Source organism: Aestuariirhabdus haliotis (genome assembly GCF_023509475.1).
GTDB classification, from domain to species: Bacteria; Pseudomonadota; Gammaproteobacteria; order Pseudomonadales; family Aestuariirhabdaceae; genus Aestuariirhabdus; species Aestuariirhabdus haliotis.
The window spans coordinates 36362-56626 of the sequence record NZ_JAKSDZ010000005.1 but is presented as its reverse complement, the minus strand read 5'-3'; the positions used below and the strand labels follow the sequence as shown (position 1 = coordinate 56626).

19 protein-coding genes are annotated in these 20265 nt (G+C 52.3%); 18 read left to right on the top strand and 1 reads right to left on the bottom strand.

The window, feature by feature from the left end; translation table 11 throughout:
• The first annotated feature begins 5 nt into the window (after positions 1-5).
• From hscA to der, 12 genes are all read left to right on the top strand, one after another.
• The gene (gene hscA, locus MIB40_RS05965; RefSeq protein WP_249691942.1) at positions 6-1862 is read left to right on the top strand and encodes a Fe-S protein assembly chaperone HscA; all 1857 of its coding nucleotides are present in this window, start codon (positions 6-8) and stop codon (positions 1860-1862) included.
• A gap of 3 nt (positions 1863-1865) precedes the next feature.
• Positions 1866-2204 carry an ISC system 2Fe-2S type ferredoxin gene (gene fdx, locus MIB40_RS05960; protein ID WP_249691940.1) on the top strand — a complete coding sequence of 113 codons (339 nt, stop codon included), beginning with the start codon at positions 1866-1868 and terminating at the stop codon, positions 2202-2204.
• A gap of 10 nt (positions 2205-2214) precedes the next feature.
• A complete protein-coding gene (gene iscX / locus MIB40_RS05955) occupies positions 2215-2409 on the top strand; it encodes a Fe-S cluster assembly protein IscX (RefSeq protein WP_249691938.1) in 195 nt (64 codons plus the stop codon).
• Positions 2410-2558: 149 nt separating this feature from the next.
• Complete coding sequence (gene ndk, locus MIB40_RS05950) at positions 2559-2990, top strand: nucleoside-diphosphate kinase (RefSeq protein ID WP_249691936.1); 432 nt, start codon at positions 2559-2561, stop codon at positions 2988-2990.
• Positions 2991-3026: 36 nt separating this feature from the next.
• Positions 3027-4166, top strand: coding sequence for a 23S rRNA (adenine(2503)-C(2))-methyltransferase RlmN (gene rlmN / locus MIB40_RS05945; protein ID WP_249691935.1), 1140 nt, complete (start codon positions 3027-3029; stop codon positions 4164-4166).
• Positions 4167-4201: 35 nt separating this feature from the next.
• The gene (gene pilW / locus MIB40_RS05940) at positions 4202-4963 is read left to right on the top strand and encodes a type IV pilus biogenesis/stability protein PilW (protein WP_249691934.1); all 762 of its coding nucleotides are present in this window, start codon (positions 4202-4204) and stop codon (positions 4961-4963) included.
• Positions 4960-5997 (top strand): RodZ domain-containing protein, encoded by a 1038-nt coding sequence (locus MIB40_RS05935; RefSeq protein ID WP_249691933.1) that lies wholly within the window; start codon positions 4960-4962, stop codon positions 5995-5997. The genes pilW and MIB40_RS05935 overlap by 4 nt, the downstream gene beginning before the upstream one ends.
• 5 nt (positions 5998-6002) lie before the next feature.
• Complete coding sequence (gene ispG, locus MIB40_RS05930; RefSeq protein WP_249691932.1) at positions 6003-7115, top strand: flavodoxin-dependent (E)-4-hydroxy-3-methylbut-2-enyl-diphosphate synthase; 1113 nt, start codon at positions 6003-6005, stop codon at positions 7113-7115.
• Between the two features lie 44 nt (positions 7116-7159).
• Positions 7160-8440, top strand: a complete 1281-nt coding sequence (gene hisS, locus MIB40_RS05925) for a histidine--tRNA ligase (RefSeq protein WP_249691931.1) — start codon at positions 7160-7162, stop codon at positions 8438-8440.
• A gap of 38 nt (positions 8441-8478) precedes the next feature.
• Entirely contained in the window at positions 8479-9144 is a 666-nt protein-coding gene (locus MIB40_RS05920; protein ID WP_249691930.1) for a YfgM family protein, read from the top strand.
• A complete protein-coding gene (bamB, locus tag MIB40_RS05915; protein WP_249691929.1) occupies positions 9145-10299 on the top strand; it encodes an outer membrane protein assembly factor BamB in 1155 nt (384 codons plus the stop codon). It begins immediately after the preceding gene.
• A gap of 133 nt (positions 10300-10432) precedes the next feature.
• Entirely contained in the window at positions 10433-11848 is a 1416-nt protein-coding gene (gene der / locus MIB40_RS05910) for a ribosome biogenesis GTPase Der (protein WP_249691928.1), read from the top strand.
• 85 nt (positions 11849-11933) lie between these two features.
• Here der and xseA read toward each other — a convergent pair whose 3' ends face one another.
• Positions 11934-13277, bottom strand: coding sequence for an exodeoxyribonuclease VII large subunit (gene xseA, locus MIB40_RS05905; RefSeq protein ID WP_249691927.1), 1344 nt, complete (start codon positions 13275-13277; stop codon positions 11934-11936).
• Between the two features lie 209 nt (positions 13278-13486).
• Here xseA and guaB point away from each other — a divergent pair, with 209 nt between their 5' ends.
• From guaB to MIB40_RS05875, 6 genes are all read left to right on the top strand, one after another.
• Complete coding sequence (guaB, locus tag MIB40_RS05900) at positions 13487-14956, top strand: IMP dehydrogenase (protein WP_249692140.1); 1470 nt, start codon at positions 13487-13489, stop codon at positions 14954-14956.
• A gap of 73 nt (positions 14957-15029) precedes the next feature.
• Positions 15030-16607: a glutamine-hydrolyzing GMP synthase gene (gene guaA, locus MIB40_RS05895; RefSeq protein WP_249691925.1), complete on the top strand. Its 1578-nt coding sequence runs from the start codon at positions 15030-15032 to the stop codon at positions 16605-16607.
• A gap of 147 nt (positions 16608-16754) precedes the next feature.
• Positions 16755-17387 carry a paraquat-inducible protein A gene (locus tag MIB40_RS05890; RefSeq protein WP_249691916.1) on the top strand — a complete coding sequence of 211 codons (633 nt, stop codon included), beginning with the start codon at positions 16755-16757 and terminating at the stop codon, positions 17385-17387.
• The gene (locus tag MIB40_RS05885; protein WP_249691913.1) at positions 17387-18004 is read left to right on the top strand and encodes a paraquat-inducible protein A; all 618 of its coding nucleotides are present in this window, start codon (positions 17387-17389) and stop codon (positions 18002-18004) included. The genes MIB40_RS05890 and MIB40_RS05885 overlap by 1 nt, the downstream gene beginning before the upstream one ends.
• Positions 17997-19673, top strand: coding sequence for a PqiB family protein (locus tag MIB40_RS05880; protein WP_249691911.1), 1677 nt, complete (start codon positions 17997-17999; stop codon positions 19671-19673). Before MIB40_RS05885 ends, MIB40_RS05880 begins: the two co-directional genes overlap by 8 nt.
• Complete coding sequence (locus tag MIB40_RS05875) at positions 19673-20236, top strand: PqiC family protein (RefSeq protein WP_249691909.1); 564 nt, start codon at positions 19673-19675, stop codon at positions 20234-20236. Before MIB40_RS05880 ends, MIB40_RS05875 begins: the two co-directional genes overlap by 1 nt.
• Positions 20237-20265 lie beyond the last annotated feature (29 nt).

The window sequence follows — 20265 nt, the reverse complement described above, 5'->3', positions numbered from 1 at the left end:
AGAGCATGGCGTTACTACAGATTTCTGAACCAGGCGAAAGCTCCCAGCCTCACCAGCATAAGCTGGCGATCGGTATTGATCTGGGCACAACCAATTCGCTGGTGGCTACAGTGCGCAGTGGCGTGGCTGATACCTTGCCCTGTAAAGGTGGCTCACATCTGTTGCCTTCGGTGGTTCATTATTCCGCAGAGGCGGTTTTGGTTGGCGACAAAGCGCGTGAATTGGCGGCTAGTGACCCTCATAACACCATTATTTCCGTCAAGCGGTTAATGGGGCGTGGTCTCGATGATGTTCGTACGCTGGGTGGCGTCTTGCCTTATGAGTTTTCTGCCGGTGAAGGAATGCCTTTTATTCGTACCCGGCAGGGGGAGCGCAGCCCGGTAGAGGTGTCGGCGGATATTCTAAAAGTGCTTGCCGAGCGTGGTCGGCAAGCTTTGGGTGGCGATCTGGCAGGGGCGGTGATTACCGTGCCAGCCTATTTTGATGAGGCGCAACGCCAGGCCACTAAAGATGCGGCTCAGTTGGCAGGCCTCAATGTCTTGCGCTTGCTCAACGAGCCAACGGCCGCGGCTGTTGCCTACGGCCTTGATAGCGAGGAAGAGGGTGTCGTCGCCATCTATGACCTGGGTGGTGGAACCTTCGATATATCGATTTTGCGTTTGACCAAGGGTGTCTTTGAGGTGTTGGCTACCGGGGGTGATTCTGCTCTTGGTGGAGATGATTTTGATCATGCCATTGCTACATGGTTGTTGCAGCAAGCTGGCATTGAAGAGGCTTCCCTGAACGCCTCGACCCAGCGTCGGGTTCTGATTGAGGCTTGCCGTGCCAAGGAGGCCTTAAGCGATCACTCCGAGGTAGCTGTCGCGGTGGATGGATGGCGTGGACAGTTGAGCCGAGCTCAGTTGGATGCGTTGCTGGATCCGCTGCTTGACCGAACCATTCGCTCCTGCAAGCGAGCCCTTCGGGATGCTCGCGTAGATGCGGATGAGGTGCGCAATATTGTTATGGTGGGTGGTTCTACACGAGTTCCTCGTGTGCGAACTCGAGTTGCCGAATGGCTGGGTCGAGAGCCATTGATTGATATCGACCCGGACCGGGTTGTGGCCATCGGTGCTGCACGTCAGGCGGATGTTCTGGCTGGTAACAAGTCGACCGACGAAATGCTGTTGCTGGATGTGATTCCGCTCTCGCTTGGCTTGGAAACCATGGGTGGCCTTATGGAAAAGGTGGTGCATAGAAACACCACGATTCCGGTAGCGCGGGCGCAAGAGTTTACAACGTTTAAGGATGGTCAGACGGCCATGGCGATCCATGTGCTCCAGGGGGAGCGCGAACTGATTGCGGATAACCGCTCGCTTGCCCGTTTTGTTCTGCAAGGTATTCCGCCAATGGCGGCCGGTGCTGCGCGTATTCGAGTTACCTTTCAGGTGGATGCCGACGGTTTGCTAAATGTGAGTGCAACCGAGCTCACCAGTGGTGTAGAGGCTAGCGTGCAAGTTAAGCCTTCTTACGGCCTCTCCGATACTGAAATTGCTGGTATGTTGGAGGCCTCCTACAGTCATGCCGAAGCAGATCGTGATGCACGTATGTTGGCGGAACAGCAAGTCGAGGCGGACCGACTGCTGGAGGCGCTGGTAAGTGCCTTGGCGGTGGATTCTGACTTGTTAGCCGCTGACGAGCTTTCGCGCCTCGAAGCCGAGATGGTCTCGTTGCACAAGTTGCGAGAGGGTAACGATCGCCGGGCAATTGAGCTGCAAATTGAGCGTCTCTCCGAAGCGAGTGGCGATTTTGCCCAGCGGCGCATGGATACCGGTATCCGTAAGGCGCTGGCAGGGCATTCTATTGATGAGGTTGAGGGCTAGTTGATGACCCAGGTAATTTTTCTCCCCCATGATGAGCTTTGCCCTGATGGCATGGTAGTTGAGGTGGAACCCGGAGTAACTCTGTGTGATGCCGCTCTGGCCCAGGGTGTCGAGATTGAGCATGCGTGCGAAAAATCCTGTGCCTGCACCACGTGCCATGTGGTCGTCAGGGAGGGCTTTGACTCACTGGAGGAGGCCGATGAGCTGGAAGAAGATATGCTCGATAAAGCTTGGGGGTTGGAGCCAGAATCGCGCTTAAGCTGTCAGGCGGTAGTTGGTGATCAGGATCTGGTGGTCGAGATTCCCAAGTACACGATCAACCAGGTTTCCGAGAATCACTGAGGACGTGTGTATGAAATGGACTGATGTGCTGGATATCGCGATCGAATTAGCCGATAGCAAGCCGGATGTGGATCCCCGCTATGTCAATTTTGTCGATTTGCGCAGCTGGGTGGTCGCCCTGGATGGCTTTGATGATGACCCGGATCATTGTGGGGAGAAGGTTCTGGAGGCCATCCAGGCCGCCTGGATTGATGAGGCCGATTGACGGTTGCGGCGCTTAACCCGGTTTGTTTGGGTGAGCGCTTCGGAAACCCCTTATTGCTTGAACGTATTCATTTTGGCCAAAACTGCGTATAATTGCGGGTTTGGCTTTTCTGCTTTTAATTCACTTATTTCTTTTATGGAGCCCGATTCATGGCCGTTGAACGTACCCTTTCTATCATCAAACCCGATGCCGTTGCCAAGAACGTTATTGGTAAAATCTACAGCCGTTTCGAAACCAACGGTTTGAAAGTGGTTGGTGCCAAAATGTTACACCTGTCCCAGGAACTGGCCGAAGGTTTCTACGCTGAGCACAAAGAGCGTCCTTTCTTTGCCGATCTGGTTGCTTTTATGACCTCTGGCCCTGTCGTAGTGTCTGTTCTGGAAGGTGAGAATGCGGTAGCTGCTCACCGTGACCTGATGGGTGCGACTAACCCTAAAGAGGCCGCAGAAGGTACTATTCGTGCCGATTTTGCCGAGTCTATCGATGAAAACGCGGTGCACGGTTCTGATTCTCCAGAGTCGGCTGCTCGTGAAATTTCTTACTTCTTCAAAGATGAAGAAGTTTGCCCGCGCACTCGCTAAGCGATAGCTGGCTATAACACGATAGTGGTGATATCCATGTCTGAAACGCTGCAAAAAACCAATCTTCTAGGATTAACCCGGGAGAAAATGGAAGCGTTTTTTCTTTCGATTGGTGAAAAGAAATTCCGTGCCGAGCAGGTGTTGAAGTGGATTCACCACAATCGTGTTGGTGATTTCGAACAGATGACAAATCTCGGCAAAGCCCTGCGGGAAAAGCTGAGTCAGGTTGCTGAAATTCGAGCACCTGAGATTGTATCGGAAAATATTTCCAAAGATGGCACCCGTAAATGGGTGGTACGGGTCACCAGCGGTAGCTGTGTGGAAACCGTGTTTATTCCGGAGGAGGGGCGCGGAACACTGTGCATCTCTTCCCAGGCGGGCTGTGCGCTCGATTGCAGTTTTTGCTCAACCGGCAAGCAGGGGTTCGATTCAGATCTCTCGGCAGCCGAAGTTATTGGGCAGGTATGGATTGCCGCACGTTCCTTGAATAATCAACCCGCCAAAATTGGCCGTTCTATCACCAATGTTGTCATGATGGGGATGGGCGAGCCTTTATTGAATTTCGATAATGTCGTTGATGCCATGAACCTAATGATGGACGATCTGGGGTATGGTATCTCCAAGCGCCGAGTTACTCTGAGTACCTCGGGTGTTGTACCAGCATTGCAAAAGTTGGGGCAAGTTACCGATGTTTCTCTGGCGTTATCTTTGCACGCGCCTAACAATGCGTTGCGGGATCAACTGGTACCTTTGAATAAAAAATATCCGCTCGAAGTCTTGCTGCCAGCCTGTACCGGTTATATTCAGGGGCTAAGCGATAAGAGTCGCAGTATAACCATCGAATATACATTGATTCATGGCGTCAACGATCAGCCCCAGCATGCGGCTGAATTAATTGAGCTGTTGCGTGATGTGCCTTGCAAGATAAACCTGATACCGTTTAATCCATTCTCTTTGTCGGACTATAAACGTCCAAGCAATAATGCGTTGCACCGCTTTCAGCGGCAGTTGCAGGAGTCGGGTTATAACACCACTATTCGCCGAACGCGTGGGGACGATATAGAGGCGGCCTGTGGACAATTGGCAGGCGAGGTACAAGATAGAACCCGGCGTAGTGCCCGTTATCAGCAAAAGCGAGTGGAACCTGACAACCAGATTGCAGTCAGATCGATATAAAATGAGACAAGACGCGTAAGCAGGGGAGTTTACGAATGAAATATTGTCTGGCGGCACTAGTTATGTCGTTAATGGTAACTGGATGTGTGACGGAGGAGTTTGGTGCACGGACCAATCGGGAGGCCGACCCTCAGAAGGAGCTGGCGGATAATATTCGTTTAGCCAAAGCTTATATTCAGGAAGACTTGACCGTACGCGCCATTGAGCCCTTGACTCGCGCGTTGGAAATTGACAGCCGTTCTGCCGAAGCCTACGCCGTATTGGCGATCGTTTACCAGATTGAAGGTGACGCCGATAAGGCTGATTATAACTATAAGCGTGCTATCTCCTTTGATTCCAGTGCACCGGACATTCGCCATAACTACGGCTCCTTTCTCTATCGGCAAAAGCGGTACGAGGACGCTATTGTTCAGTTGCAAGTGCCGGCACGAAATATCCGCTATACCGGCCGCAGCGTGAGTTATCAGGTGTTAGGTCTTTGCGAACTGGAACTCGGCAATGTGGAAAAGGCCGAAGAACATTTTCTTCGAGCCCTGCGCCTTGAGCGTGGCTTGCCATTGGCCAGTTTGGAGTTGGCGGACATCTACTATAAGCAGAATCGTTACAATGAGGCTTTAGGTAGCTTTGAACGATTTCTTGAGTATTCTTCACAAAATTCAAGGTCGCTGTTATTGGGTATTCGTATCGCCCGAGCCTTCTCAGATAAGGATCGGGAAGCCAGTTACGCGTTACAGCTGAACCGTTTCTACCCCGGTTCAGACGAGTTGAAACAATACGAGGAGATGAGTAAGGAATGACTGACTCGCAACAGGAATCCGCTGTACCGCAAGAATCGGCCGATAATCCTGTCGAGCCACTCTCTCCATCGCCTGGTGATCAGCTAATCGAGGCGCGACAGCGTGCAGGAATGGACGCACAGGAAGTGGCGGATCGTTTGAAGATTACCGTCGATTATGTTCGTGCATTGGAAAGCTGTGCGTATGATCGTCTGCCTGGGCTGACCTTTACACGCGGTTATATCCGCAGTTACGCACAGCTGGTCGAATTGGATCCAGATCTGGTGATCACGCAGTTTGATCAGTTCGTGGGTGAACAGGCACCTAGCTACAATAGTGCTACCGCACCCATGCCGCTTATAAAACCACCCACTTCTCCGGTGTTCCGTTGGGTCTCCTATCTGGTTTTGTTGACTATGATCGGTGGATCTTTGTTCTGGTGGCAAAGTCGTCAGTCCGAAGTGGCAGAAACGGCCGTGACGGAAGCATCTGACATTGCTGAGTTGGAGGTGGTCGAACCCACATCAACAGAGGCTGCTGAATCAAACAGCGAAGCAGTAATCGACGAATCTGCCGAACCTGTGTCGCCAATCCAACCTGCAGCGGTGCCGCAGGAAATCGAATTGACTGCATCAGCTGTTGTTGAGGCTGAGCAAGTAACCCTTGCCCCGATTGAAGATATACCGGTGGAGTCTGCCCAGTCCCCAGTAACGTCCCAGCAGCCAGTTATTGAGTCGGTTACTGAACCTGATGCAGTGACCGAAGCCGTTGCAATTTCCGAGTCGGAGGCGGTTTCTGATACCGTCACCGGGCAGTTGCTTCAAATCGATTTTAATCGCGAGTGTTGGGTTGAGGTTCGAGGTGAAAGCGGTAGCGTACTGGTGGCCTCCCTACGCACTTCTCAAACTCCGGTGTCGGTCCTGATCTCTGAACCGGTAAAAGTGTTGTTAGGTGATGTCGGAGCGATTGATCGTTTTGAATTTAATGGTGAGCCGGTTGTGCTTGCCCGTCATACCCGTGGAAAAATTGCCAACCTGACGCTTGGTAACGAGTAGTTTTTATGCACAGTGAATCCCCCATAAAGCGCCGGAAATCGCGCAAAATCTTTGTCGGTAAAGTTCCTGTGGGTGGTGATGCACCTATTTCGGTGCAGAGCATGACCAATACCGAAACATGCGATGTAGAAGCAACGGTTGCTCAGGTTCGTCAGCTTGAAGAGGCTGGCGCAGATATCGTTCGAGTGTCAGTGCCTTCAATGGAGGCGGCTGAAGCTTTCGGGAAAATTCGACAGAGCGTTGCGTTGCCCCTGATTGCGGATATTCACTTTGACTACCAAATCGCCCTGAAAGTAGCGGAATACGGTGTCGACTGTTTACGCATTAATCCAGGTAATATTGGCCGGGAAGATCGCGTTCGAGCCGTGGTCGAAACCGCGAGAGACAAGGGTATCCCTATACGGATAGGGGTTAACGCCGGCTCCCTGGAAAAAGATCTGCAGAAAAAGTACGGAGAACCAACACCGGCAGCGATGGTGGAGTCCGCTCTGCGACATATCGATATACTGGACCGGCTCGATTACCCCGACTTTAAAGTCAGTCTGAAGGCGTCCGATGTGTTCATGACCGTCGCCGCTTACCGACAGTTGGCTGACCAGATTGAGCAGCCATTGCATCTTGGTATCACAGAAGCCGGAGGCTTGCGATCTGGCACTGTAAAGTCAGCCGTTGGCTTGGGTATGTTGCTGATGGATGGTATTGGCGACACGCTCAGGGTTTCTCTTGCTGCGGATCCGGTTGAAGAGGTGAAGGTCGGTTTTGATATCCTGAAAAGCCTGAAGCTTCGTTCTCGTGGTATCAATTTTATCGCCTGCCCCAGCTGTTCTCGACAGAATTTTGATGTGGTCAAGACCATGAATGAACTCGAGGCCAGGCTCGAGGATGTGAGAGTTCCTCTTGATGTTGCCGTTATAGGTTGTGTTGTTAATGGTCCGGGGGAAGCTCGTGAAGTAGACGTCGGCTTGGCGGGAGGGAGTCCGAATAACCTGGTTTATGTATCGGGTAACCCGGATTACAAATTGAAGAATGAAACGTTGGTCGATGATTTGGAGCGGACCATTCGCGAGAAAGTTAAACAAAAAGAGCAACAATTGGCCGCGACTATCGTCAAGGGCTGATATAAGCCCTCTTTAACTAATATTTATTTACTGTGGGGTTTGATGTGGCGAAACAGCTGCAAGCCATTCGAGGAATGAACGACTTACTGCCCGAGCAGACGGCAGTCTGGCACTATTTTGAAGACAAGGTGCGTAACGTACTGGCGAGCACAGGTTACAGCGAAATTCGTATGCCCGTGGTGGAGTCCACCGAGCTGTTCAAGCGCTCGATCGGAGAAGTCACCGACATCGTCGAGAAGGAGATGTACACCTTTGACGATCGTAATGGCGATAGCCTGACGTTGCGGCCAGAGGGAACCGCCGGCTGTGTTCGTGCCGCTCAGCAGCATTCTTTGTTGCAGAATCAGGTGCAGCGGCTCTGGTATTACGGGCCGATGTTTCGTCATGAGCGCCCACAAAAAGGCCGCTATCGCCAGTTTTACCAGATTGGCGTCGAGACCTTTGGTATGGACGGTCCCGATATTGATGCCGAATTAATTATGATGACCGCTCGCTTATGGCGTGAGCTCGGTATTCTCGATCATGTCCGTCTTGAATTGAATTCACTGGGTACGGCTGCTGATCGCAAGCGCTATAGGGAAGCCCTGGTCGAATATTTGCTCGGCCATAAGGATTCTCTGGATGAAGACAGCGTGCGACGCCTGGAGAGTAATCCGCTTCGAATTCTTGATTCCAAAAATGAAACAACGCAGCAATTGCTCAAGGATGCTCCGGTATTAAGTGATTACCTGGACGACGAATCCCGGGAGCATTTTGCCAAGCTGAGAGCTATGCTCGATGAGGCCGGCATTGCCTATGAGGTGAATCCTCGTCTGGTTCGTGGGCTCGATTATTACGGCAAAACTGTCTTCGAATGGGTCACTGATCAGTTAGGGGCGCAGGGCACTGTGTGCGCTGGAGGGCGTTACGATGGGCTGGTCGAACAGCTCGGAGGTAAATCGGTGCCGGCGGTCGGCTTTGCTATGGGCGTCGAGCGCCTGGTACTCATGCTCGAAAGCCTCGAGCTTATACCTGCCCAGGTTCACAATCAGGTCGATGCCTACCTGCTGGTATTAGGTGATCAGTGCAGCAGTTACGCTCTGAGTCTTGCCGAGCAGCTACGGCATGGGGTACCTTCTCTGCGGCTGGTCGTCAATTGCGGCGGCGGCAGCTTCAAAAGCCAGATGAAAAAGGTGGTGCGCAGCGGAGCATCCATTGCCTTGATCGTTGGTGAGGATGAAGTAAAGAACCGCCGTGTGGGCGTTAAATACCAGACCAGGGATGAGCCTCAACAAACGCTCAACCTTGAAGAAACCCGGAATTTATTAAACCAGCACCTGGCCTAAGCCGGGTGTGAATTAGGCGCGAGTTACAGGAGCCGATAGTGGATCGTACTGAAGAAGAGCAGATAGCGGCGATTAAGTCATGGTGGAAAGCCAATGGTACAGCGATCATTTTGGGGGGATCCCTGGCGCTGGCGGGTGTGTTCGGCTATCAGGCATGGCAGAAAAGCCAGCAGCAGAGCGCAGCTGAAGCCTCTGCCCTGTATCAGGAGTTGGCCGCGTTAAGCGTCAGCAATCCTGAACCCTTGAATGAAGAGCAGCGCAGCACATTATCCCATTTAACCGATACCCTGAAACAGGACCATGCCGGTTCGGGGTATGCGGTTATGGCCGCCTTATTGAAGGCGCGTCAGGCGGTAGAGCAAGGTGATCTGCCTTTGGCTCGTGCCGAGCTTGGCTGGGCGTTGGAGCAGAAGCTCGATAGCCGCCTGGAAGCTATTATTCGCTTGCGCCTGGCTCGTGTCACCTATGAGGGTACCAAAGAGAGTGCGGAGCAAGCGCTTGCCCTGATTGAAACTGCTGACCAGGGAAGTTTTGTCGCTTCATACGAAGAGGTTAAAGGCGACCTGTATGTTGCATTGGATCGCCTTGATGCGGCTCGCGCTGCCTATCAAACCGCGCTTGATACAGCCCGAGCCAATGGCCAAAATCGGCCGGTAGTGCAGTTAAAACTGGATGATCTGGCTGTTGCCCAGGAAGGTGCCTAAGTGAGTCGTTATAAATGGCCCAGGATGGGCTTTTTCGTGTTGCTGGCTTTGCTTGCCGGCTGTGGCAGTAACGACAGCAAAGAGGAGCCTGTTGAAGCTACGCCCCTGATCAGCTTTGATGAAACCGCTGAGCTGGAGACCCTGTGGAGCACCAGTGTTGGCGGTGGTACTGAAGGCGAGTACGTTCGTTTGCAACCCGCTTTGTATCGCGGCCTGGTGTATGCCAGTGATGCCGACGGCCAGGTTGAAGCCCTGGATCAGGAAACCGGTAAGCGCCAATGGAGTACCGATCTGGATTTGCCGGTCAGCAGTGGTGTTTATGCCGGTTTCGGGCTCGTGGTTGTTGGTACGCAAAGTGGCCTGGTAGTCGCTCTGGATGCCGCTGAAGGCAAGGAGCTCTGGCGTCGTCAGGTGACCAGTGAGGTACTCTCTGTCGCAGACAGTGACGGTGATGTGGTGGTTGTACGCACCATCGATGAAAAGGTGGTTGGGCTTGATAATCTGAGCGGAGAACGGCGCTGGATTTTTGAAAACTCTCAACCGGTCTTGAGCCTGAGAGGCGCCAGTGACCCGGTAATCGAAGGCGATATGGTCTATGTCGGTTTTGGTACGGGCGAGTTAGTTGCTTTATTGGCGCGCAACGGTGTTCAGCGGTGGGAGCTGGCTGTTGCTGAACCTCAGGGTCGTACCGAAATTGAGCGCATTATTGATATTGATGGTTCCCCTCTGGTGCTGGACGGTACTCTGTATGTGGTCAGCTATCAGGGCAATGTGAGTGCTATCGATGCTCAGCGTGGTGAGTTGATTTGGCAACGCAAGGCATCCAGTTATGAGAGTCTGTCCAGTGGCTTTGGTTACTTATACATGACCGATGATACCGGCTACCTTTCGGCTCTGGATAAAAGTTCCAATGCGATTATCTGGCAACAAAAAGAGCTTAAGCACCGTCAGTTGGGAACCCCTGCCGTTGTCAGTAGCTATGTCGCAGTCGCTGATTTTGAAGGTTATGTTCATTTCGTGTCCCAGGTCGATGGTAGCTTTGCTGCTCGAACCCGGATAGACAGCGACGGTATTCGTGGTCATATGAAGTCTTCGGGCAACGTGCTGTTTGTTTATGGTAATAGCGGCAAACTGGTGGCTATCAAAGTCAGGTAGTTGCACAATGGCTGGGTTTGAAAACGGCTGCCCGCCTGCGCGGGTGGCCGTTTGTGCTATATAGAATCGTTAACGCCGTGAGGCGCAAAGAGGCGTGTGCACCAGGTAACACGCATGAGTACAGGATAGATTTATGGTACCGGTTATCGCCCTTGTAGGGCGCCCCAATGTTGGTAAGTCGACACTATTCAACCGATTGACTCGTTCCAGAGATGCCTTGGTGGCAGACTTTTCGGGTCTGACCCGCGACCGCAAATATGGTGAAGGCAAGATGGGGGAGCGACCCTTTATCGTTATCGATACCGGTGGTATCAGTGGCGATGAAGCAGGCATCGATACCGTGATGGCGGAGCAGTCCCTGCTGGCTATCGAGGAGGCCGATGTGGTGCTGTTTATGGTCGACGGTCGCGAAGGTCGAACGGCGGCCGAAGATATGATTGCCCAGCATCTGCGTACCCGCCAGAAAAAGAGCTATTTGGTTGTCAATAAAATCGATACGGTTGATCCCGATAGTGCCGCCAGCGATTTTTACGCTCTGGGTATGGAGCAGCCCTACATGATCGCAGCCGCCCATGGCCGAGGCGTACGCCAGATGGTTGATCATCTGCTGGCCAGCTTTCCACTGCCGGAAGAGGAAAGCGAAGCTGAGGAGGCTGAAGGGGGGATTAAAATCGGGGTGGTCGGTCGTCCCAATGTGGGCAAATCGACTCTGGTGAACCGTTTGCTGGGCGAAGATCGGGTAGTGGTGTATGACCATGCGGGTACCACGCGAGACAGTATTTATATTCCCTATACCCGGCACGATAAACCCTACACCCTGATCGATACGGCGGGGGTGCGTAAACGAGGGCGTATCAACGAATCGGTCGAAAAGTTTTCGGTGATTAAAACCTTGCAAGCGATTCAGGATGCCAATGTTGTGGTGTTGGTGTTGGACGCACGAGAAGGTCTGGTTGATCAGGATTTGCACCTGTTGGGTTTTATTATCGAGACTGGCCGAGCCCTGGTGATTGCGTTCAACAAATGGGATGGCATGAGCCAGGATGAGAAACGGGAAATCAAGGAAGCGCTTGAGCGTCGCCTGGTGTTTGCCGATTTTGCCCGTATTCACTTTATTTCTGCATTACACGGTACCGGGGTTGGGCATCTGTACGAATCGATCGAGGAAGCCTACGAGTGTGCGATGCAGCGCTGGAGTGCCAGTCGCCTGACTCAGTTGCTTGAGGATGCCATCTCGGATCACCAGCCTCCTTTGGTCAGGGGGCACAGAATCAAACTGCGCTATGCCCATATGGGGGGCACCAATCCACCGATCATTGTGATTCACGGCAACCAGACCGAAGCGGTCCCCAACTCCTATCGGCGTTATCTGGAGAATACTTTCCGGCGCGTATTGAAATTGGTGGGTACGCCCATCCGATTTGAATTCCGCACCGGAGATAATCCTTTTTCTGGTAAGAAAAACAAGCTGAATCAGCGCCAAATTGCCAAGAAGAAGCGCCTGGTACAGCACATCAAAAAGGCAGAGAAGAAGCGCAAGAAAAAATAGTGGTCGTCATTAGGATTGCTGGCAGCCGAGGCCGGTTGTCAGCTGGCTGCATCAGGCCGGAAGCCGTTAGGTGCGAGAAACCCGGTTAGTTATCATGGGTTTCCAATACCTGGCTAATCAAACGTCCACTGGCCAGTTTGCTCTCTATTTGTTCACCGACTGTTAATTCGCTACTGCTATGGATCACTCTGTGATCATCGGTAGTGCGGGTAATTGAATATCCCCGTGACAGTGTTGCCAGCGGTGACAGGGCTTCCAGTTGCCCGGCCAAGGCGCCCAAAGCCGCTTGTTGGTGTTGCATCTGTTGCTCCAGGGCTCGTGACAGTCGCTCCTGTAACCCCTGGCAGTAACCCTGCTGGCGCATAATCTGCTCTCCGGGCTGTTGATGTTGCAAGCGTTGGTGCAGGTGTTGATGAAGCATGGCTGATTGTTGCAGGCGACGCTGGATCGATCGACCCAATCTTAAATCGATCTCATCAAGGCGCTGGCTCTGCTCCTGCAAGCGCCTGCCAGGGTGGCGCAAGCGCTTGGCAGTCAGACTCATTTCGCGACTGCAGCTGATCAGCTTGCGGCGCATGGCGTCGGTCAGCAGCTGTTGATAACCCCCTACCAGAGATAGTAATTCAGTACGATCGGGGCTGATCAGCTCGGCGGCGGCCGAAGGCGTTGCAGCCCGTTGATCGGCCACCAGGTCACTGATGGTGTAGTCCACTTCGTGACCGACCGCGCTGATCACGGGCAGCGAGCATGCAAAAATGGCCCGTGCCACGCTTTCTTCGTTAAATGGCCACAGATCCTCCAGCGAGCCACCGCCCCGTCCAAGAATGATCAGGTCGAAGGGGAGCTGCTGGGCCTGGGTCAGGGCGCGGACAATTTGCGGTGCCGCTTCGTTGCCTTGCACCGCAACAGGCAGAACGCTAACCCTAATGCCGGGGAACCGACGTTTGAGTACGCTGAGTATGTCCCGAATCGCAGCACCGGTAGGTGACGTGATAACGGCGATATGGCTCGGCAAATCTGGCAGCGGCTGTTTGTATTGCTCATCAAACAGTCCTTCGGCTGCCAACTGCTGTTTCAGTTGCTCAAACGCCTGTTGCAGCGCGCCGGCGCCAGCTTGCTCCATATGATCAACGATTAACTGGAAGTCACCGCGTCCCTCGTAAAGGCTGACTTTCCCGCGCAGGGCCAGCTGCATGCCTTCCTGGGGGGTGAACCGGAGTGCTTGGTTGCGATTGCGGAACATCGCGCAGCGAATTTGCGCCTGACTGTCTTTCAGGGTGAAGTACCAGTGGCCTGAGCTGGGCCTGGCCAGATTGGATATTTCACCCTCGACCCAGACAGAGCCGAAACTGACTTCCAGCAAGCGTCTTACATTCCGATTGAGATCGCTGACGCTGAGTCGTGCAGGGGTGGGGGTGGAGATTGGCATGGCAGGCATCTTACCCGAGTGGTTACGGCTTGCCTATGGCGGGCTTTAATTGACTGGAAATGTCGTGTTAACGGGGGAGAAGAGGGATCGACCCCCTGAGCACAATCGGCGTCTATGTAGAAATACCTATATTGTTAGCCTTTGGGTCAGCAGTTATAATGGGAAAATTTTATTTCGCCCACCTTCTCACCACGGTTTCGGGACTTGCTATGCTGCGTATTGCTCAAGAAGCACTGACTTTTGATGATGTTTTGTTATTACCCGGTTATTCGGAAGTGTTACCCAAAGAAGTATCACTACAGTCTAAATTGACTCGTGATATCACCCTGAATATTCCCGTTCTCTCTTCTGCCATGGATACGGTTACCGGATCCCGACTCGCCATTGCCATGGCTCAGGAGGGCGGTATCGGTGTTATTCATAAGAATATGACCATCGAAGAGCAGGCCCGTGAAGTACGCGCGGTAAAAAAATATGAAAGCGGTGTGGTCAAAGATCCGGTGACGATTGAGTCCAGTGCCAAGGTTCGGGAACTGATAGAGGTGACTCGTCAACACAAATTCTCTGGTGTGCCGGTGATGGAAGGTGGCGAGCTGGTCGGTATCGTGACCAGTCGTGATGTGCGTTTTGTGGAAGATATGAGCAAAACCGTCGCCAGTATCATGACCCCGAAAGAACAGTTGGTTACGGTTAAAGAAGGTGCCGATCAAGAAACCGTTCGTGCCCTGCTGCACCAGCACCGTATCGAGAAAGTGCTAGTCGTTAATGACAAGTTCAAGCTGGTCGGTATGATGACCGTGAAAGATATCAAGAAAGCTCAGGAATACCCCAATGCCTGTAAAGACGAGCACGGGCGTTTGCGTGTGGCGGCTGCCGTCGGAACCGGAGCCGAAACCGGTGACCGTGTTAAGGCGTTGGCCGAAGCGGGTGTCGACGTGGTTGTAGTCGATACCGCCCATGGCCATTCTCGAGGTGTGATCGAGCGGGTTCGCTGGGTTAAGAAAAACTTTCCTGGCGTGCAGGTGATCGGCGGCAATATTGCGACAGCGGCGGCCGCTATTGCCCTGGCAGACGCCGGTGCGGATGCGGTCAAAGTCGGTATTGGTCCTGGCTCTATCTGCACCACTCGTATCGTGACGGGTATTGGTGTGCCTCAGATCTCGGCGGTGGCCAATGTTGCAGAAGCGATGCGTGAGCGTGAAATTCCCGTGATCGCCGACGGCGGTATTCGCTTCTCCGGTGATATCGCCAAGGCCGTTGTGGCGGGTGCTAGCGCGGTTATGATGGGCAGCATGCTGGCGGGTACCGAGGAGGCTCCCGGAGAGGTTGAGCTGTATCAGGGTCGAAGCTACAAATCGTATCGTGGTATGGGCTCCATGGGCGCCATGTCGCAGAGTGCCGGTTCCAGCGATCGTTACTTTCAGGATGCCAAAGAGGGCGTTGAAAAACTGGTACCCGAGGGCATCGAAGGGCGTGTTCCCTACAAGGGCCCCATGGCGGCAATTGTGCATCAGATGATGGGAGGGTTGAGAGCTGCCATGGGCTATACCGGCTGTGCCGATGTCGAGCAGATGAGGACCATTCCTGAGTTTGTGCGAGTGACTTCGGCGGGTATGAGTGAGAGTCATGTGCATGACGTCACCATCACCAAGGAAGCACCTAATTATCGCGTCGGTTAATCGCGATAGGTAAATCAAATGGGCGGAGATTTTCTCCGCCTTAGTTTTTGGCTCTACTGTTAAGAGATCCACGATGTCACTCGATATTCATGCCCAACGAATTCTAATTCTCGATTTTGGTTCCCAGTATTCACAGTTGATTGCTCGTCGGGTACGAGAAATTGGTGTGTACTGTGAGCTTCATGCCTTTGACATGGAGGCGGATGAAATCCGTAGCTTTAATCCCCGTGCCGTTATTCTGGCGGGTGGCCCGGAGTCGGTTACAGGGGATGACACCCCTCGCTGTCCTGATGTTGTATTCGAGCTGGGGGTACCGGTATTGGGTATCTGCTATGGCATGCAGACCATGGCCGAGCAGTTGGGAGGCAAAGTGCAAAGCTCTAACTTGCGCGAGTTTGGTTACGCCCAGGTCAATGTGGAAGGTCAGGCCAGCTTGCTGAAAGGCATCGAAGATCACGTTAGTGACACCGGTGTTCTGTCTCTGGATGTCTGGATGAGTCACGGTGATAAAGTATCTGAGATACCTTCCGGATTTGAAGTGATGGCTTCGACTGACAGTTGCCCGATCGCCGGCATGGCAGATGAGAGTCGACATTTTTACGGCGTCCAGTTCCACCCTGAAGTCACCCATACCAAACAGGGTGCACGTATCCTGCAGCGCTTTATTTGTGACATCGCAGGTTGTGAAGCTCTGTGGACAGCCTCCAACATTGTCGATGATGCTATCGAGCGGGTTCGTGAACAGGTCGGTGATAATAAAGTCTTGTTGGGTTTGTCCGGCGGTGTCGATTCCTCGGTAGTTGCGGCTTTATTACACAAAGCCATCGGTGATCAGCTGACCTGTGTCTTTGTCGACAACGGCTTGTTGCGCTTGCACGAAGGCGACCAGGTGATGGCCATGTTTGCCGAAAATATGGGCGTCAAAGTGATTCGTGTTGACGCGGAAGATCTTTTCCTGGGTAAGCTGCACGGTGTTAATGATCCCGAGCAGAAGCGCAAGATTATCGGCAATACCTTTATCGAGGTGTTCGATGATGAAGCCAGTAAGTTGAAAGATGTTCACTTCTTGGCACAAGGGACTATTTATCCCGATGTTATCGAATCCGCTGGCGCCAAAACCGGTAAGGCCCATGTCATTAAATCTCACCACAATGTTGGTGGTTTGCCAGACGATATGAAAATGGATCTGGTCGAGCCTCTGAGAGAGTTGTTCAAGGACGAAGTCCGCAAGCTGGGCCTTGAACTTGGCTTGCCCTACGATATGGTGTATCGCCACCCTTTCCCGGGGCCTGGTCTGGGGGTGAGAATTCTTGGCGAGGTGAAGAAAGAATACGCCGAATTGCTGCGCAGTGCTGACGCGATTTTTATCGAAGAGCTGCATAATGCTGACTGGTACCATAAAGTCAGTCAGGCGTTTGTCGTATTCTTACCCGTTAAGTCTGTCGGCGTGGTGGGTGATGGTCGACGGTATGAATACGTTGTGTCACTCCGTGCGGTCGAAACTATCGACTTTATGACAGCGCGTTGGGCGCATCTGCCCTATGAACTGCTGGAGAAAGTCTCCAATCGAATTATCAACGAAATCTCGGGTATTTCCCGTGTGGCCTACGATGTTTCCAGCAAGCCTCCGGCGACCATCGAATGGGAGTGATCGCACTTATCAAAAAACGGCCTTCGGGCCGTTTTTTGTGTCCGCGGGTTTAAGGCCGTTGGGTCTTGCTTCAGGATTGATAGGTGAGATGTGGTAAGGTCGACTTCCTTCCTCTATTTGCTACTATAGGAAGGAGCAGGGGGGGGAATGAATCAAGCAAATATAATAGAAACCCATATTGCCTGCCTGTCCTGTGACAGCCTGATTGATATGTCTGAGTTGGCTTATGGGGAAAAGGCTACTTGTCCGGTCTGTGGCGGCTTTCTCTCGAGACGCAAGGTCGATGGCCTGAGCCGTGTGGTCGCTTATGCGTTATCCTCGTTGATTCTTCTGGCAATGTCTTGTGCCTTTCCTTTTCTGGCGTTTAAATCATCCGGGCTGGAAAATGTCACCACTTTGCCGGGCACAGTACGTGGGCTCTATCTCTATGGAATGCCTGAGCTGGCGTTTCTGGTCGGGGCGTTTATTGTCGTGCTGCCCATGTTGGTGATGCTGTTGGTATTGTTACTCTGTGTGCCGCTGTTGGTGAAGCAGCGCGTGTCTTGGTTGCCAGATATTGCTCGAATTATCTTTACTGTACACAGCTGGTGCATGGTGGATGTGTTTATCATCGGTGTCATTGTCAGTCTGGTTAAGATTGCCGCAATGGCGACCGTGGTGCTGGGTTTGTCCTTTTTTTCCTATGCAGCATTTTCTATTACCTTCACACTGACATTGTCCAACCTTGACCGTTTACAGCTTTGGACGGCGGTTGAGCGCCTGATGGAAGGTCAGAACTGATGCGAACAAGAACCAGCGCCGCTTCCCAACAGCTTGCATGCTGCCATATCTGCCTGAAGCTGGCGCCACAAGATGTACAGGATTGTCCGCGTTGTGGCTCCCCCACGCATCTGCGAAAACCCAACAGCTTACAACGAACCCTGGCACTTCTGGTGACGGCTACGCTGCTCTATATTCCCGCCAATATTTTTCCGATTATGATTACGGATCAGCTGGGTACTGCGCTGCCGAGTACTATTTTGGGTGGTGTTATTCTCTTGATAGAGCTGGGCTCGGCGCCGATCGCTGCTGTTATATTTATCGCCAGTGTCATGATCCCATCTGGAAAACTGATGGCTATGTATTATCTATGTTGGTGTGCCCATAAGGGTAATGTTAAGCGCACGAAAAGCAAAAGTGTTTTGTATCGTGCTACCGAGTTTATTGGCAAATGGTCGATGGTGGATGTGTTTGTCGTCGCTATACTGGTGGCGCTGGTGAGCCTTGGGGGGCTGCTCAGTATCCAGCCAGGTATTGCCGCGACCGCTTTTGCGGCGGTTGTTATTATCACTATGGTGGCGGCAGAAAGCTTTGATCCACGATTGCTATGGGATGAGATGGAAAATACGGATGACTAATATGAAACCCGATGTGAGCACCAAAAAGGGGATTTCGGCTATCTGGATTGTTCCGGTCCTGGCAGCTGTATTAGGAGCGGGGATGGTTGTTTTTAGCTATCTAAACCAGGGTCCTGAGGTGACGATCAGTTTTTCCAATGCCGATGATCTGGTTGCTGGAAAAACCAAATTGAAACTGCTCAATGTAGAGGTAGGGCAGGTTGAGTCCATTGCTCTCAAGGAAGATTTGTCGGGTGTCGAAGTGGGGGTTCGGTTGAATAAACAGTACACCGAGTTGCTGCGGGAAGATTCCAGGTTCTGGGTCGAACGTGTTCAGATTGGTGCCGGTGGTATTCGGGGGCTGGGCACTATTCTATCGGGCGCCTACATACAACTTGCTCCGGGCCAGGGCAAAGCGGGTAAGCGATCCTATATAGGGTTGGAAACTCCTCCGCAAACCAGGGCCGGCGCTCCAGGGGTCCGGTTGGTTCTGAATGCCTCTCAGGCGGCGATAGATGTCGGTAATCCGGTACTATTTCAGGGCTATCAGGTCGGAAGGGTCGAATCCCGAGAGCTGGATGAAGTTACCGGTAAAATAAAATACGGTATCTTTATTGATGCGCCATACCATAACTTTGTGAACACTTCGGTGAGGTTCTGGGATGTTAGCGGCATTTCTATCAACGCTTCTGCTGAGGGCTTTAGTATTAGCACCGGGTCGCTTGAGAGCATCATTTCAGGGGGGATTGCTTTCCAAAGCCTACCTGCCTTGGGTAAAGGATTGCCCATTAAGAATAACGATGAGTTTTGGTTGTACGAGTCCCAGCAGGCGTCGATAGAGCTGACCTATGAACACGGCACCTATTTTGTGCTTCGTTTCAATCAGGATATCAGCGGCCTGGAAGAAAATGCCCCGGTGAAGTATCGAGGTGTCTCGGTGGGAAGGGTGGTACGTATTATGATTAATGAGTTTGCTCATATGGATGATCGTAGGCATGGGGCACCTATCCCGGTGCTGGTTTATGTTGAGCCCGGCCGGTTTGGCATGGCAGACAGTCTTGAATCAATAGATTTTATCAAAGACGAAATTCAGGAGAATATTGAGCATGGGTTCAGGGGGACTCTGCAGTCGGGTAATCTGATTACCGGTAGTAAGTATATTTCCCTCGATTTTTACCACGCTGAAGCACCGGTGGAACCTGAAACGTTCCTGAACTATCCCGTAGTACCAACGATTGTGGTTGGGCTGGATAGCGTTATGATGTCGGTATCTTCGTTTATGAACAAGCTCGATCAATTGCCGTTGGATCAGACCGTCAGATCAGCCAATGACGCCATCACCGAACTCGGCAACTCTATGCAGTCGATGGATAACTTGCTCCGGGCCAGAGAGACTCAGGAAATACCCGAGCAATTGTCGCAAACCCTGAGCGCCCTGCGTGTCGCTATGCAAGGTATCTCACCGGACTCTCCAGCCTATAAAGAGTTGCTGGCTAGCCTGGTTTCTTTGCGAACAACGCTAGAGGGAGTGTCTCCCGATTCACCTATTTACAAGGATATGGAGAGCACTCTGTATGAGCTCCATAAAACCTTGCAAAATATGGATGCGTTGACCGATTCGTTGAAAGATACCGCGACTATGTTGCCAAGACCCAGGGAAGAAGACCGGATTCCGGAGGCCCGTAACTAATGAGAATTTTTCTACTAGCTGTTGTTTGCACCCTGTTGGCAGGCTGTTTTTCATCGCCCACACCGACCAGCCATTACCTGTTGCGCTCGGACGCTACTTCCCTTACTGGTGATACGGTGTCTGACGCCGAAGTGGTCTTGGTCTCGGTCGATGTGGCGACCTATATCAATCAGGACCGGTTGGTTATGGAACTTGAAAACGGTGAAATCTATATCGCTGAGTATCATCGCTGGGCTGAACCTTTGCGTCATAGCTTGATGAAATTTCTGGCCAATGAGGTGGCAGCAAGCTCAGGTAAAATGGTGCATAGCGGCACCGAAGGTAGCGGGGCCGAACAAACGCGTTTGATGGTGGATATCGATCAGTTGCACGGTAATAACCAGGGCGAAGCCGTGTTGGACGCTTATTGGCAAATAGTGCGTGTGATTGATGGTGAGCGAGTTCGAGAGGATCATCGTTGGTCTGCCACCCAGGCGATGAGCGATGATGGTTATGCAATGCTGGTTGAGGCGGAAAAAATGCTTCTGGGTCAATTGGCCAAAGAGATTGCAGGTACTCTTTAAAGCCAATCAAGCGCAAGTAAAAAACAGTG